The organism is Luteibacter sp. NPDC104163, assembly GCF_055584245.1.
Genome location: NZ_JBVJMK010000021.1, coordinates 1 through 13,770, shown reverse-complemented (window position 1 = coordinate 13,770; position 13,770 = coordinate 1). Strand labels below are relative to the sequence as shown.

General features: G+C 65.5%; 12 protein-coding genes. 8 read left to right on the top strand and 4 right to left on the bottom strand.

The window, feature by feature from the left end:
• Positions 1-156 precede the first annotated feature (156 nt).
• Positions 157-1,662, top strand: a complete 1,506-nt coding sequence (locus ACZ6YI_RS19350; protein ID WP_465780065.1) for a peptide MFS transporter — start codon at positions 157-159, stop codon at positions 1,660-1,662.
• Positions 1,663-1,771: 109 nt separating this feature from the next.
• Here ACZ6YI_RS19350 and ACZ6YI_RS19345 read toward each other — a convergent pair whose 3' ends face one another.
• On the bottom strand, positions 1,772-2,218 hold the full coding sequence (locus ACZ6YI_RS19345) for a MarR family winged helix-turn-helix transcriptional regulator (protein ID WP_440329379.1): 447 nt from the start codon (positions 2,216-2,218) through the stop codon (positions 1,772-1,774).
• Between the two features lie 89 nt (positions 2,219-2,307).
• On the opposite strand from ACZ6YI_RS19345, the gene hppD reads away from it, so the two are divergent.
• From hppD to ACZ6YI_RS19330, 3 genes are all read left to right on the top strand, one after another.
• Positions 2,308-3,396: a 4-hydroxyphenylpyruvate dioxygenase gene (gene hppD, locus ACZ6YI_RS19340; protein ID WP_465780064.1), complete on the top strand. Its 1,089-nt coding sequence runs from the start codon at positions 2,308-2,310 to the stop codon at positions 3,394-3,396.
• Between the two features lie 113 nt (positions 3,397-3,509).
• Positions 3,510-4,820, top strand: a complete 1,311-nt coding sequence (gene hmgA / locus ACZ6YI_RS19335; protein WP_465780063.1) for a homogentisate 1,2-dioxygenase — start codon at positions 3,510-3,512, stop codon at positions 4,818-4,820.
• Between the two features lie 16 nt (positions 4,821-4,836).
• Entirely contained in the window at positions 4,837-5,817 is a 981-nt protein-coding gene (locus ACZ6YI_RS19330) for a fumarylacetoacetate hydrolase family protein (RefSeq protein WP_465780062.1), read from the top strand.
• Positions 5,818-5,993: 176 nt separating this feature from the next.
• On the opposite strand, the gene gap is transcribed toward ACZ6YI_RS19330, so the two are convergent.
• Positions 5,994-7,010, bottom strand: coding sequence for a type I glyceraldehyde-3-phosphate dehydrogenase (gap, locus tag ACZ6YI_RS19325; protein WP_440328523.1), 1,017 nt, complete (start codon positions 7,008-7,010; stop codon positions 5,994-5,996).
• 173 nt (positions 7,011-7,183) lie between these two features.
• On the opposite strand from gap, the gene ACZ6YI_RS19320 reads away from it, so the two are divergent.
• Together ACZ6YI_RS19320 and pyk are read left to right on the top strand one after the other, a co-directional pair.
• Positions 7,184-8,008: a S1/P1 nuclease gene (locus tag ACZ6YI_RS19320; protein ID WP_465780061.1), complete on the top strand. Its 825-nt coding sequence runs from the start codon at positions 7,184-7,186 to the stop codon at positions 8,006-8,008.
• Positions 8,009-8,055: 47 nt separating this feature from the next.
• The gene (gene pyk, locus ACZ6YI_RS19315; protein WP_465780060.1) at positions 8,056-9,525 is read left to right on the top strand and encodes a pyruvate kinase; all 1,470 of its coding nucleotides are present in this window, start codon (positions 8,056-8,058) and stop codon (positions 9,523-9,525) included.
• 146 nt (positions 9,526-9,671) lie between these two features.
• Here the strand turns inward: pyk and ACZ6YI_RS19310 are convergent, their stop codons facing one another.
• A complete protein-coding gene (locus tag ACZ6YI_RS19310) occupies positions 9,672-11,015 on the bottom strand; it encodes a UDP-glucose dehydrogenase family protein (RefSeq protein ID WP_465780059.1) in 1,344 nt (447 codons plus the stop codon).
• Positions 11,016-11,221: 206 nt separating this feature from the next.
• On the opposite strand from ACZ6YI_RS19310, the gene ACZ6YI_RS19305 reads away from it, so the two are divergent.
• Positions 11,222-11,662, top strand: a complete 441-nt coding sequence (locus ACZ6YI_RS19305) for an energy transducer TonB (protein WP_465780058.1) — start codon at positions 11,222-11,224, stop codon at positions 11,660-11,662.
• A 115-nt stretch (positions 11,663-11,777) separates the two neighbouring features.
• Positions 11,778-12,800, top strand: coding sequence for a class I fructose-bisphosphate aldolase (locus tag ACZ6YI_RS19300; protein ID WP_465780057.1), 1,023 nt, complete (start codon positions 11,778-11,780; stop codon positions 12,798-12,800).
• 78 nt (positions 12,801-12,878) lie between these two features.
• Here the strand turns inward: ACZ6YI_RS19300 and ACZ6YI_RS19295 are convergent, their stop codons facing one another.
• Positions 12,879-13,463, bottom strand: a complete 585-nt coding sequence (locus ACZ6YI_RS19295; protein ID WP_465780056.1) for a porin family protein — start codon at positions 13,461-13,463, stop codon at positions 12,879-12,881.
• Positions 13,464-13,770: the final 307 nt, after the last annotated feature.

Sequence of the window (13,770 nt, the reverse complement as noted above, 5' to 3'; positions counted from 1 at the left end):
CACCCGTTGTGGGGGGGGGGGGGGGTGGGGGGGTTTGGGGGCGCCCCACACCCCCCATCGCGCGCACGCCCGCTCCCACAGGAATACGGCGGTGCACGATTGACGCAGTGGGCCGGGCCCGCTAAACACCCTCATCGATTCACGCCAAGGGAAGCCATGACTTCATCCGCCCCCAGCCAGGCACAGTACGTGCCCGAGTATCCCCAGATCATGGGTCACCCGCGTCCCCTGTGGATGCTGTTCATGACCGAGTTCTGGGAGCGCTTCGCCTTCTACGGCATGCGCTGGGCGCTGGCGCTGTACATCGTGGCGGAGTTCTTCAACGGCGACGCCTCGGGCCAGGGCTACGCCAGCCGGACCTACGGCGCGTACCTCGCGCTCGTCTACGCCTCGGCCATCTTCGGCGGCTACGTGGCCGACCGCGTGCTCGGCTACCAGCGCTCGATCCTCGTCGGTGCCGCCGTGATGGGGCTCGGCCTCTTCATGGTGATGGTGCCGCAGCAGGATATTTTCCTGGCCGGCCTCGCCACGGTCATCGTCGGCAACGGCCTGTTCAAGCCGAACATCTCGTCGCTCGTGGGCCAGATCTACCCGGTCGGCGATGATCGCCGCGATCGTGGCTTCACCCTGTTCTACATGGGCATCAACCTCGGTGGCTTCCTTGCCCCGCTCGTGACCGGCTGGATCGCGTCGGTGCTCACCGACACGCCGCTGCAGCAGAACTACCGCGCCGTATTCGCCTCCACCGGCATCGGCATGGTCATCTGCTTCATCTGGTTCCTGATCGGCCGCAAGCAGCTGAAGGGCGTGGGCGTGCCGCCGCCCGAGCGCCACGCCGGCAAGAGCTTCCTCGCCGTGCTCATCGGCATCGTGGTCGCCATTCCGCTGGTGTACCTGCTGATGGCGAAGGCCGGTGCCATCTTCATCGCCTGGCTGCTCGGTGCGCTGTTCGTCGGCGTGGCCGTGATGCTGGTGATCGAGGCCGTGCGCCACGACACGATCCAGATCCACCGCGTCATCGCGATGCTGGTGCTGTTCGCGTTCAACGTGTTGTTCTGGATGTTCTTCGAACAGGCCGGTAGCTCGTTCAACTTCCTGGCGCAGAATCTGGTCGACCGCCTCATGTTCGGTTGGGAATTCCCGGTCGGCTGGTTCCAGTCGGTGAATTCCGCGGCGATCCTGGTCTTCGCGCCGCCGGTTGCCCTGGTTTGGGCGTGGCTGGCCAAGCGCCGGGCCGAGCCCTCGATTCCGCGCAAGTTCGGCCTGGGCCTGATCTTCAACGCCCTCGGCTTCCTCGTGCTGATGTACGCGCTGAAGAGCCTGGTCGATGGCCGCGGCCTCATCCCGTTCTGGCCGCTGGCCGCCTGCTACGTGGCCCAGACCATCGGTGAGCTCTGCCTGTCGCCGATCGGCCTTTCCATGGTGACCAAGCTGGCACCGATACGCGTGGTCGGCCTGGCGATGGGCGGCTGGTTCCTCTCCACGGCCATCGGCAACAACCTCTCGGGCCTGCTGGCCGGCCATATCAGTGGCGAAAGCGGCATGACCGTGGCGTCGGCCCTGTCGGGCTTCTCCTTCAGCTTCGAGCTGCTGATCGGCGCCGGCATCCTGCTGTTCCTGATCGCGCCGCTGATCAACAAGCTGATGCACGGGATCAAGTAAGCCCAGGCGATTGTGGGAGCGCGCTTGCGCGCGATGGGGTGTGCGGTACCACCCATCGCGCGCAAGCGCGCTCCCACATTGCATTTTTGAACCTGCGGTTTGAGCGGACTCAGCCCAGCAGCTTGTCCAGAATCTTCTCCAGCCAGGCCTTCTCGTCCTCGCTGAGCTTTTCCAGCAACTCGCGCTCATGGGCGCGGGCGAGCGGGGCCACCTCGTCGTGGATGGCCCAGCCGGCTTCGGAGAGGTTGAGCACCGAGCGGCGCTTGTCGCCGTCGTAGGTGCCGCGGTCGATCCGGCCGGCCTCGACCAGGCGGGCGACGGCGCGGCTCACCGCCACCTTGTCCATGCGCGTGCGCTCGACCACCTGGGTCGCCGAACTGGCCGGGAAGCGGGCCAGGATCGTCATCACGCGCCATTCCGTCATGCTGAGCTGGAATCGGTCCTGGTACTCGTCCGCGATCGACTGGCTGACGGTGTTCGACAGGATCGAAAGCCGGTAGGGCAGGAAGTGCTCCAGCTCCAGCGGGGCATGGGCGGGGACGATTTCGAGGGTCATGCTGCGCCGATCCTTGCAAATGGTTACAAGTGAAACTATAAGGTGTGGGTAGACGGCGCAAGCCGCCCCTTTAGCCAGGAGTATCGCTTATGAGCGCCCAGCCCAATATCGGTATGGAAGTCACCACGTTCGAAAACCCGCAGGGTGTCGATGGCTTCGAGTTCGTCGAGTTTGCCGCGCCCGAGGCGAAGCTGCTCCACGACCTGTTCCCCCGCCTTGGCTTCACCGCCGTGGCCAAGCATAAGACCAAGGCGATCACCCTGTATCGCCAGGGCGCCTGCAACTTCCTGGTCAACGAAGAGCCGAACTCGTTCGCCGCCGACTTCGTGTCGAAGCATGGCCCCTCGGCCTGCGGTTTCGCGATCCGCTTCAACCGCCCGGCCACCGACGTGCAGAAGACCGCCGTGTCGAACGGTGCCGAGCTGTTCGCCGACAAGACCGAGACGCTCGCGCTCGACGTGCCGACGATCAAGGGCATCGGCGATGCCTGCCTGTACCTGATCGACACGTACGGCGCGAAGGGCGATTGCTTCGAGGCAGAGTACGATTTCTTCCCGGGCGTGGATCAACACCCGAAGGGCTTTGGCCTCACCTTCATCGATCACCTGACCCACAACCTGCACTTCGGCAACATGCAGAAGTGGTCGGATTACTACGAGCGCCTGTTCAACTTCCGCGAGATCCGCTATTTCGACATCAAGGGCGCGAAGACCGGCCTGGTGTCGAAGGCGATGACCGCGCCGGATGGCATGGTCCGCATCCCGCTGAACGAGAGCTCGGACCACGGTTCGCAGATCAACGAATACATCCGCGAGTACAACGGCGAAGGCATCCAGCACATCGCGCTGTTCACGGACAACATCTACGAAACCGTCGAAGCCATGCGCGAGAAGGACGTGGCCTTCCTCGATACGCCGGACACGTACTTCGAAGTCATCGACATCCGCATCCCGGACCACGGTGAAGACGTGCCGCGCCTGCAGAAGAACAAGCTGCTGATCGACGCAGACCCGGAGACGCACAAGAAGCTCCTGCTGCAGATCTTCACCCAGAACAACATCGGGCCGATCTTCTTCGAGATCATCCAGCGCAAGGGCAACGAAGGCTTCGGCAACGGCAACTTCCAGGCGCTGTTCGAGTCGATCGAACGCGACCAGATGCGCCGCGGCGTGATTTAAACGCCGAAAGAAACTGTGGGAGCGCGCTTGCGCGCGATGGGGTTTACGATAACCTCCATCGCGCGCAAGCGCGCTCCCACAATGGCTATTGGTCATCGCTTCAGGACACTTCGATGAGCCACACCGACGACACCAACGGCTACCAGACCGGCTTCGGCAATGAGTTCGCCACGGAGGCGGTCCCGGGCGTGCTGCCCACCGGCCAGAACTCGCCGCAGAAGGTGGGGAAGGGGCTGTACGCCGAGCAGCTTTCCGGCAGCGCGTTCACCGCGCCGCGGCATCGCAACCTGCGCAGCTGGCTGTACCGGATCCTGCCGGCGGCACAGCATTCGCCGTTCCGCGAGCTGGCGCACGCGACGTTCCACAACCGCTTCAACGATGCGCCGCCCACGCCGAACCAGATGCGCTGGGATCCGCTGCCGATGCCGCCGGCCGGCACGGATTTCATCGATGGCTTGTTCACCATGGGCGGCAATGGCGGCCCGGGCGAGCAGGTCGGGGTGGGCATCCACCAGTACCTGGCCAACCGCGACATGGCGGGCCGCTACTTCTACAACGCGGATGGCGAGCTGCTGATCGTCCCGCAGCAGGGCCGCTTGCGACTTCGCACCGAGCTTGGCGTCGTGGAAGTCGAGCCGCTGGAAATCGCCGTCGTCCCGCGCGGCATCCGGTTCCTCGTCGAACTGCCCGATGGCGAAGCGCGCGGCTATATCGCTGAAAACTTTGGCGCACCGCTGCACCTGCCGGACCTGGGCCCCATCGGCGCCAACGGCCTGGCGCACCCGCGTGATTTCCTCACGCCGGTCGCTGCCTACGAGGACCTCGAGGGCGATTTCGCCCTGATCGCCAAGTTCCAGGGCCAGCTGTGGCAGGCCGACATCAACCACTCGCCGCTCGATGTGGTCGCGTGGCACGGCAACTACGCGCCGTACAAGTACGATCTGCGTCGCTTCAATACGATTGGCTCGATCGCGGTGGATCACCCGGATCCCAGCATCTTCACCGTGCTGACCTCCGCCAGCGATACGCCGGGCGTGGCCAACATGGATTTCGTGATCTTCCCGCCGCGCTGGCTGGTGGCCGAGCACACCTTCCGGCCGCCGTACTTCCACCGCAATGTCGCCAGCGAATTCATGGGGCTGATCACCGGTGCGTACGACGCCAAGGCCGGCGGTTTCGTGCCGGGCGGCTCCAGCCTGCACAACTGCATGAGCGGGCACGGCCCTGATAACGCGAGCTTCGAGAAGGCCTCGAACGCCGATGTGACGAAGCCGGACCACATCACGGGTACGATGGCTTTCATGTTCGAAACCCGCAGGGTCATCCATGCCAGCAAGCAGGCGCTGGCATCGGCTGCCTTGCAGGGCAACTATTACGAATGCTGGCGCGGGCTGAAGAAGCACTTCGACCCGAACGCCGCCTGATCGATCAAGGAAACACATGAAACTCGCTTCGCTGAAGGAAGGCGGCCGCGACGGTACCCTGGTGGTCGTCAGCCGTGATCTCTCGAAGGCCGTGAAGGCCACCGGCATCGCCGCGACCATGCAGGCCGCGCTCGATGACTGGCACGTCGCCGCGCCGCGCCTGAACGCGCTGGCGGAAGACCTCGAGGCCGGCAAGGCGGAAGGTGCCTTCGCGCTGGATATGGCGGCGCTGGCCGCACCCCTGCCGCGTGCCTACGAGTTCGTGGATGGCAGCGCCTACCTGCCGCACGTGGAGCGCGTCCGCCGTGCCCGTGGGGCGGAAGTGCCCGCCTCGTTCTACACCGATCCGCTCATGTACCAGGCGACCAGCGCCGGCTTCCTCGGCCCGCGCGATCCGGTGGTGGTGCCGAGCGAGGAGTACGGCATCGACCTCGAAGCCGAAGTCGTCGTGATCACTGATGATGTGCCGATGGCGGCCAGCGCAGACGTGGCGTCGGGCCATATCCAGCTCGTGGGCCTGGTCAACGACGTCTCGCTGCGCGGTCTGATCCCCAACGAGCTCGCCAAGGGCTTCGGCTTCCTGCAGTCGAAGCCGCGTTCCGCGCTGTCCCCTGTGTTCGTCACGCCCGATGAACTGGGCGATGCCTGGCACGACGACAAGCTGCACCTGGCCATGCGCACCTGGATCAGCGGGAAGTGGTTCGGCGAAGCCGAGTGCGGCGTCGACATGCAGTTCAACTTCGCCCAGCTCGTGGCACATGCCGCTAAGACGCGCCCGCTCACCGCTGGCACCATCGTCGGCTCCGGCACCATCGCGAACGAAGACACCAGCAAGGGCGCCTCGTGCCTGGCCGAGCAGCGCACGGTGGAAACCCTGCGTGATGGCAAGCCGGCCACGCCGTTCCTGAAATTCGGCGACAGCATCCGTATCGACGTTACCGACAAGGAAGGCCGCTCGATCTTCGGCTCGATCGAACAGACGATCCAGAAGGCCTGATCGCCGCCCGCCCCCCCTGTGGGAGCGTGCTTGTGGGAGCGTGCTTGCACGCGATGGGCGGCGGGACATGCGAAACACGCGCAACAAAAAGGGCCCGCTTTCGTAGCGGGCCCTTCTTCTTTTCTGCCTTGTAGGTTTATCGCGTGCAAGCACGCTCCCACAACAGCATGGTGGCCTTACTTGGCGGCCATCAGCGCCTTGGCCATGTCGAGCATGCGGTTCGAGAAGCCCCACTCGTTGTCGTACCACGAGAGGACCTTCACCAGCGTGCCGCCCATGACGCGGGTCTGCGTCGCGTCGTAGATCGACGAGTGCGAGTTGTGGTTGAAGTCGATCGACACCAGCGGCTTGGTGTTCACGCCGAGGATGCCCTTCAGCTTGCCGTTCGCAGCTTCGTTGATCGCGGCGTCGATCTCTTCCTTGGTCGTCTCGCGAGCAGCCGTGAAGGTGAGGTCGACCACCGACACGTTGATCGTCGGCACGCGCATCGCGAAACCATCGAGCTTGCCGTTGAGCTCCGGCAGCACCAGGCCCACCGCGGCGGCGGCGCCGGTCTTGGTCGGGATCTGGCTATGCGTGGCGCTACGGGCGCGGCGCAGGTCGGAGTGGTAGACGTCCGTCAGCACCTGGTCGTTGGTGTAGGCGTGGATGGTGGTCATCAGGCCGTGCACGATGCCGACCTTCTCGTGGAGCACCTTCGCCAGCGGGGCGAGGCAGTTGGTGGTGCACGAAGCGTTGGAGATGACCTGCAGGCCGGCGTGGAGCTTGTCATCGTTCACGCCGATGACGAAGGTGCCGTCCACGTCCTTGTCGCCCGGGGCGGAGATGATCACCTTCTTGGCGCCGCCGGCGATGTGCGCGCTGGCCTTGGCCTTGGAGGTGAAGAAGCCGGTGCACTCGAGGACCACGTCCACGCCGTGCTCGCCCCAGGGCAGCTTCGAGGGATCGCGCTCGGCGAAGACCTTGATGCGGTCGCCGTTGACGATCAGGTCGCCACCATCCACCGACACCTCGCCCGGGAAACGGCCGTGGGCCGTGTCGTACTGGGTCAGGTGGGCGTTGGTCTCGGCATCGCCGAGGTCATTGATCGCGACGATCTGGATGTCCTGGCCGTTCTTCTTCGACTCATACAGCGATCGCAGGACATTGCGACCGATACGACCGTAACCGTTGATAGCGACCTTGATGGTCATGTGCAGCCTCCGGGTGGGAATTGCGACTGAGGTGAGGGCCAGGGGCCTAAACCTCCATGGTAACGGAAGGTCGCAGGGGCCGGCTTGCTGCAATGCCGCGATTTGTCATTCGTGCCTCAGCCCGGGTGTGGCACACTTGGCCGTTCGCCCGCGACGGAAACGTTTACTGTCCCATGAAGACGCCCCATAAGCGCCGCACCATTGCCGCCCTGGTAGCCCTTTCCCTCACCGCCCTGGCCGGTACCGCCGGTGCCTGGGGTGATATCGGCCACCGCATCGTCGCCGAGTTGGCCTGGCGCCAGCTGGACCCTTCGGCCAAAGCCGAGGTCGAGCGCCTCCTGAAGGCCGACGGCAGCGATTCCCTCCCGGATATCGCAAGCTGGCCCGACCAGCTGCGTAACGATCCGGAAAACAAGGAGTTGGGCAAGGCCACGGGGCCGCTGCACTACGCCGACTTCCACGACCCGAAGTGCCACTACAACCCACCGGTCGACTGTGCCGACGGCAAGTGCGTGGTCGGTGGCCTGGAAAAATACGTCGCCATCCTGGGCGACCGCCACAAGTCGAACGCCGAGCGTGCCCAGGCCCTGAAGTTCGTCGTCCATTTCGTCGGCGACGTCCACCAGCCGCTCCACGCCGGTAACCGCGACGACAAGGGCGGCAACGAATACCAGGTCCAGTTCGACGGCAAGGGCACCAACCTGCACAGCGTGTGGGACTCGAAGATGCTCTACACCACCGACCTGAAGTGGGATGCCTACGCCGACAAGCTGGCCGCCGAGGGCCCGGTGAAGCTCCCGCGCCCGATCGCGCCGCTGGATAACCCGTATGCCCAGTGGGCCGAGGAGTCCTGCCAGGTCGTCGCCCAGCCGGGCTTCTACCCCGCGAACCACAAGATCGACGACGCCTACGTGGCGCACTACCTGCCCACCGCCGAGCTGCGCCTGCGCGAGGCCGGCAAGCGCCTCGCCGAGCTGCTGAACAAGACGCTCGACTGACCGGCCCGTCCCCATTCATTGAAGACACACAGACAAGGTAAGAAACGATGACCGATATCCAGGTACGCCGCACCAAGATCGTCGCCACCCTCGGCCCCGCCACCGATGTGCCGGGCATGCTCGAGAAGATCCTGGAGGAGGGCGTGGATATCGTTCGCCTGAACCTGTCGCACGGTACGCCGGACGACCACCGCGCCCGCGCTGCGGCCGTCCGCGCCGCGGCTGACGCCGTGGGCCGCGAGGTGGGCATCCTCGCCGACCTGCAGGGTCCGAAGATCCGCATCGAGAAGTTCGCCGATGGCCCGATCGACCTGATGCTGGGTGACACCTTCGTCCTCGATTGCCGCCCGGATGCCCCGGCCGGTGACCAGACCCGCGTCGGCGTCAGCTACTACGACCTGCCGAAGGACGTGGTCGCGGGCGACATCCTCCTGCTCGACGATGGCCTGGTCGCGCTGGCCGTGGTCGATGTGGTCGGCAGCGAGATCCACACCCGCGTCGCCATTGGCGGCCGGCTCTCGAACCGCAAGGGCCTGAACCGCCAGGGCGGCGGCCTGAGCGTGTCGGCGCTGTCCGACAAGGATCGCAACGACATCAAGCTCGCCGCTGAAATGGGCGCCGACTTCCTCGCCGTCTCGTTCGTGCGCCAGGCGGAAGACCTGCACGAAGCCCGCCGTCTCCTGCGCGAGGCCGGTGGCGATGCCGCCATCGTCTCGAAGATCGAGCGCGCCGATGCCATCCCCGTGCTCGGCGAAATCATCGATGCGTCCGACGTGGTGATGGTCGCCCGCGGCGACCTCGGCGTGGAAATCGGCGATGCCGAGCTGCCGGGCCTGCAGAAGAAGATCATCCGCGAGTCGGTGATGCGTAACCGCTCGGTGATCACGGCGACGCAGATGCTGCAGTCGATGGTGCGCGCGCCGATCCCGACCCGCGCCGAAGTGCTCGACGTGGCCAATGCGGTCATCGACGGTACCGACGCCGTCATGCTTTCCGAAGAGAGCGCGGCGGGTGCCCACCCGGACAAGGCGGTCGCCGCCATGCGCCGCATCTGCCTCGGTGCCGAGCGCCAGTTCGAGCCGCGCGATGATCTGCGCCCGGCCGCTACCAGCCTCGACCGATCCGACCAGGCCATCGCGCTTGCCGCCATGGTGCTGGCCTCGCAGATCGGCGTCCGTGCCATCGTCTCGCTGACCGAGTCGGGCGCGACCGCGCAGTGGCTGTCGCGTTACCGCTTCGCCGTGCCGATCTACGCCATGAGCCCGTCGGACGTGGCCCGCCGCCGCATGCTGATGCTCCGCGACGTGCAGCCGGTGGCCTTCGAAACCGGCAACCTGGATCCGGCGCACACGGCGCGCGCGGCCCTGCAGCACCTGTTCGCGCTGGCGAAGCTGACCAAGGGGGACCGCGTGATCCTGACCCACGGCGACCACATCGGCCGCCACGGCGGTACCAACACGCTGAAGCTGCTGGTGATCGGCGACGACGGTATCCCGGATAGCCTGCGCGACCTGTAACAAAAAAAAGCCCGCGAATCGCGGGCTTTTTTCTGCCGTTGTGTTGGCTGCCGTTGTGGGAGCGTGCTTGCACGCGATGGCTGGTGTCGCAAGCACCCATCGCGCGCAAGCGCGCTCCCACAGCGCGCTCCCACAAGAGCGGGGTGTCAGTGCTTGCCGGCCAGGCTGCGGCCGCGGCCGATGCCGTAGTAGGCCAGGCCTGCTTCCTCGACCGTCGCGGGGTCGTACAGGTTGCGGCCGTCGAAGATGACCGGGGTGCGGAGCAGCGCCTTCACGTGCGCGAAATCGGGGCTGCGGAACGCTTTCCACTCCGTCACGATCACCAGCGCGTCAGCGCCTTCGATTGCTTCGTAGGGGCGGGCGACCAGCGCGAGGTCGGGGCGGTCACCGTAAATGCGGTGGGTTTCTTCCGCCGCCTCCGGGTCGAACGCGCGCACCGACGCACCGGCATCCCACAGCTGCTCCATAAGGCGGCGGCTCGATGCTTCACGCATGTCGTCGGTGTTCGGCTTGAACGCCAGCCCCCAGACGGCCACGGTGAGCCCCTTCAACTTGCCATCGAAGTGCCGGGAGAGCAGGGCGAACAGGCGCGACTTCTGCGCGTCGTTCACGGCTTCCACCGAGTTCAGCAGTTTCGCGTCATAGCCCACGGCGTGGGCCGTGCGGGCCAGTGCCTGCACATCCTTCGGGAAGCACGAGCCGCCGTAGCCGGCGCCGGGATAAATGAAGTGGTAGCCGATGCGGGGGTCCGCACCGATGCCCTGGCGCACCAGCTCAACATCCGCGCCCACATGCTCGGCGATATTGGCGATCTCGTTCATGAAGCTGATCTTCGTGGCGAGCATCGCGTTCGCCGCGTACTTGGTCAGCTCCGCGGAGCGCTCGTCCATCACGACCATGCGGTCATGGTTGCGGTTGAACGGGGCGTAGAGCTTGCGCAGCACGCCGATCGCGCGCTGGCTGGAGGCGCCGACGATGATGCGGTCGGGGCGCATGCAATCTTCAACCGCATCGCCTTCCTTCAGGAATTCCGGGTTGGACACGACATCGAACGGCACATCCACGCCGCGCGCCTGGAGACGTTCCGCGATGGCGGCGCGCACCCGGTCGGCGGTGCCGACGGGGACGGTCGACTTGTTGACGACCACTGTGTAGCGATCGATGTGGTCGCCGATGGTCCGGGCCACGGCGAGCACGTACTTCAGGTCGGCGCTGCCGTCTTCATCCGGCGGGGTACCGACCGCGATGAACACGATATCGGCATGGGCGATGGCCGGGGCGGCCTCGGTGGTGAAATCGAGCTGGCCCCCGGCATGGTTACGCAGGACCATGGGCTCGAGGCCGGGCTCGTAAATGGGGATCTCGCCTTGCTTCAGCCGGGCGACCTTGTCGGCATCGACGTCGACGCACACTACGTGGTTGCCCATTTCCGCAAGGCAGGTGCCGGTGACGAGGCCCACGTAACCGGTGCCGAAAATCGTGACTTTCATGAGGTTCCTTGATCATGCCGGCGGGGTCGCCGCAGCCATCGATTGTAGTCGGCTGCGCCTGTTGGGCATACCGCGGGCGCCCGTCGGCCGGCCTGTTTGCCCGCCCGAGGGTCCTCCCATACAAAATCGGGCGGCGCATGAATCCACACGCCCGGCTTACGTCAGGGGCGGTACACTCCTCGCCCTGGCAAACCAACGAGGGCGTCATGATCCGCACATCCATCCTCACCGGCGCAGTCGCCGCCGTCCTCCTCCTTGCCGCCGGCACCGCCGCGGCACAGTCCAACCGCAAGGTCGCCCCCGACCGCCTGCCGAACTACTGGACCCTGACCAATAAGTCGGTCAATGCGGATGTGCCGAACACAGGCAAGAACCTCGACCAGCCGGGCTGCGTGGCGGTCACCTACATGATCGGCTCCAACGGCCTGCCGCAGAACGTGGTTGCCGCCAAGACCGTTCCCGAGGGCGATCTGGCCCAGGTCGGCGTCAGCGCCGTCAAGGATTTCCGCTATGCCCCGTCGGGCGTGAATCGCGTGGGCGATCCGGTGTTCACCTACTACGTCGTCGGCTTCAACCTGCCGGAAGACCCCGCGCGCAAGGCCGCGATCCTCAAGCAGTGCGAGCTGCCGGGCTACCAGACCACTTGATCGCCTGATCGCGCCGCACAACGGCTTTCGCGGGGTATTCCCCTATACTCCGCCGGTTTTCGCACTTGGCCCCGCCCGCTTGCCGGGGCATACCACTACTTCCATTGGAGTTCCCATGAGCATCGAAGACCTCGAACAGATCGCGCAGCAGATGGTCGCCCCGGGTAAGGGCATCATCGCTGTCGACGAATCCGCCACGACCATCAAGAAGCGCATCGAGGCCGTGGGCCTGGAGAACACCGAGGAAAACCGCCGCAAGTACCGCCAGCTGCTGCTGACCGCGCCGGGCCTGGGCGAGTACATCTCCGGTGCCATCCTGTTCGATGAAACGATCCGCCAGAAGACCGATGATGGCCGCAGCATGGTCGAGGCGATGAACGCCGCCGGCATCCTCCCGGGTATCAAGGTCGACAAGGGCACGCACCCGCTGGCCGGTTGCCCGGGCGAAGTGGTCACCGAGGGCCTCGATGGCCTGCGTGAGCGCCTGCAGGAATACGCCAAGCTCGGCGCGAAGTTCGCCAAGTGGCGCGCGGTGATCAAGATCACCGACGACACCCCGACCTCGACCGCGGTGGAATCCAACACGCACGCCCTCGCGCGTTACGCCGCGCTCTGCCAGGAAGCCGGCCTCGTCCCGATGGTCGAGCCCGAGATCCTGATGGACGACAAGGACAGCGTGCAGGACCTGGACACCAGCTTCACCGTCCACAAGGAAGTCCTGCAGAGCCTGTTCGCCCAGCTCGAACTGCACAACGTTGAGCTCAAGGCGCTGATCCTGAAGGTCAGCATGGTCATCCCGGGCAAGTACGCCCCGAAGGAAGACCAGGTGGACGCCGAAGACGTCGCCAATGCGACCGTCAGCGTCTTCCAGTACGCCGTGCCGGCCGCCACCGCAGGCATCGTGTTCCTCTCGGGCGGCCAGGCCGACCAGCAGGCCACCGAGAACCTCAACGAGATCAACAAGCTCGGCCCGCACCCGTGGCCGATCAGCTTCTCGTATGGCCGTGCGCTCGTATCCGCCGCCCTGGAAACCTGGGCCAAGGACCAGAAGGGCAACTACGACGCCGCCCAGAAGACGGTCGTCGAGCGCGCGAAGGAAAACAGCCTCGCCGCGCAGGGCAACTGGAAGAAGAAGTAAGCACAAAGGCTGCTGTGGGAGCACAAAAAACGGGGCGCCCTGCGGCGCCCCGTTTTTTTTATCGCACATCAAAGATGCTTAGAACCGGTATTCGACCGACACCGACGTCATGTTCGTCGTCAGGTCGAGCTGGTCCTTCTTCGCATCGTAGTGGTCGTAGTTCAGGCCGAGGCTCACGTTGTTCGTGAAGTCGTAGCCCACGCCCACGCCGGCATACCAGCTGGTCTTGTCCAGGCTGTTGCGGGTGATGTCGTCATTGCTGGTGCCGTGACCCTTCCAGGCATACAGGCCACCGCGCGCGCTGATGTACCACTGCGGATCGATGTTGAACTTGCCGTTCACGCCGGCCGTCCAGCCATGCAGCTCGGACTTGCGACGATCCACCACGCGGTTGTCATTGAAGAAATTCTTCGCGTGGATGTTGCCGAGGTCGTTGTAACCCACCTCAACACCCAGCGCGGCCCACGGGGTCACGCCCCAGCGGTAACCGCCATTGAGCGCGTAGCCGGTGTCATGGCCGTCGTACTTGCCCTTGTCGACCGAGGTACGGCCAACGCTGCCATTCACGAACCAGCCGGCGGCCGGGTTCACGTCCTGCGCAAAGGCCGGGGCGGCAACGGCGCCAGCGGCAACAAGGGCAAGGGCGATAAGGGTCTTCTTCATGGTGGAACTCTCCTGCTTTTTATTTTTTTGCGCGGGCCGCATGGGGGGATCGGCCTCGCGCTACCGCACGGCGGGGGTGTCGTGCTCGAGAACTTAGATGTGGCGCCCTGGGAGAGATTCAATACCGATTAGTTCAGTATTAAGGTTAAGTTAAGTCTCCGGGCGCCTAGTGCATTTGTGGGAGCGGGGGGGGGGGCGCGGGGGGGGGGGGGGGCCCCCCCCCCCCCCCCCCCCCCCCCCCCCCCCCCCACCCCCCCCCGCCCCCCCCCCCCCCCCCCCCCCCCCCCCCCCCCCGCCCCCCGGGGCC

Bases quoted from the DNA above. Each gene is read 5' to 3' on its own strand.
- ACZ6YI_RS19350 (WP_465780065.1), top strand. From the start codon at position 157: ATGACTTCATCCGCCCCCAGCCAGGCACAGTACGTGCCCGAGTATCCC.
- ACZ6YI_RS19345 (WP_440329379.1), bottom strand. From the start codon at position 2,218: ATGACCCTCGAAATCGTCCCCGCCCATGCCCCGCTGGAGCTGGAGCAC.
- hppD (WP_465780064.1), top strand. From the start codon at position 2,308: ATGAGCGCCCAGCCCAATATCGGTATGGAAGTCACCACGTTCGAAAAC.
- hmgA (WP_465780063.1), top strand. From the start codon at position 3,510: ATGAGCCACACCGACGACACCAACGGCTACCAGACCGGCTTCGGCAAT.
- ACZ6YI_RS19330 (WP_465780062.1), top strand. From the start codon at position 4,837: ATGAAACTCGCTTCGCTGAAGGAAGGCGGCCGCGACGGTACCCTGGTG.
- gap (WP_440328523.1), bottom strand. From the start codon at position 7,010: ATGACCATCAAGGTCGCTATCAACGGTTACGGTCGTATCGGTCGCAAT.
- ACZ6YI_RS19320 (WP_465780061.1), top strand. From the start codon at position 7,184: ATGAAGACGCCCCATAAGCGCCGCACCATTGCCGCCCTGGTAGCCCTT.
- pyk (WP_465780060.1), top strand. From the start codon at position 8,056: ATGACCGATATCCAGGTACGCCGCACCAAGATCGTCGCCACCCTCGGC.
- ACZ6YI_RS19310 (WP_465780059.1), bottom strand. From the start codon at position 11,015: ATGAAAGTCACGATTTTCGGCACCGGTTACGTGGGCCTCGTCACCGGC.
- ACZ6YI_RS19305 (WP_465780058.1), top strand. From the start codon at position 11,222: ATGATCCGCACATCCATCCTCACCGGCGCAGTCGCCGCCGTCCTCCTC.
- ACZ6YI_RS19300 (WP_465780057.1), top strand. From the start codon at position 11,778: ATGAGCATCGAAGACCTCGAACAGATCGCGCAGCAGATGGTCGCCCCG.
- ACZ6YI_RS19295 (WP_465780056.1), bottom strand. From the start codon at position 13,463: ATGAAGAAGACCCTTATCGCCCTTGCCCTTGTTGCCGCTGGCGCCGTT.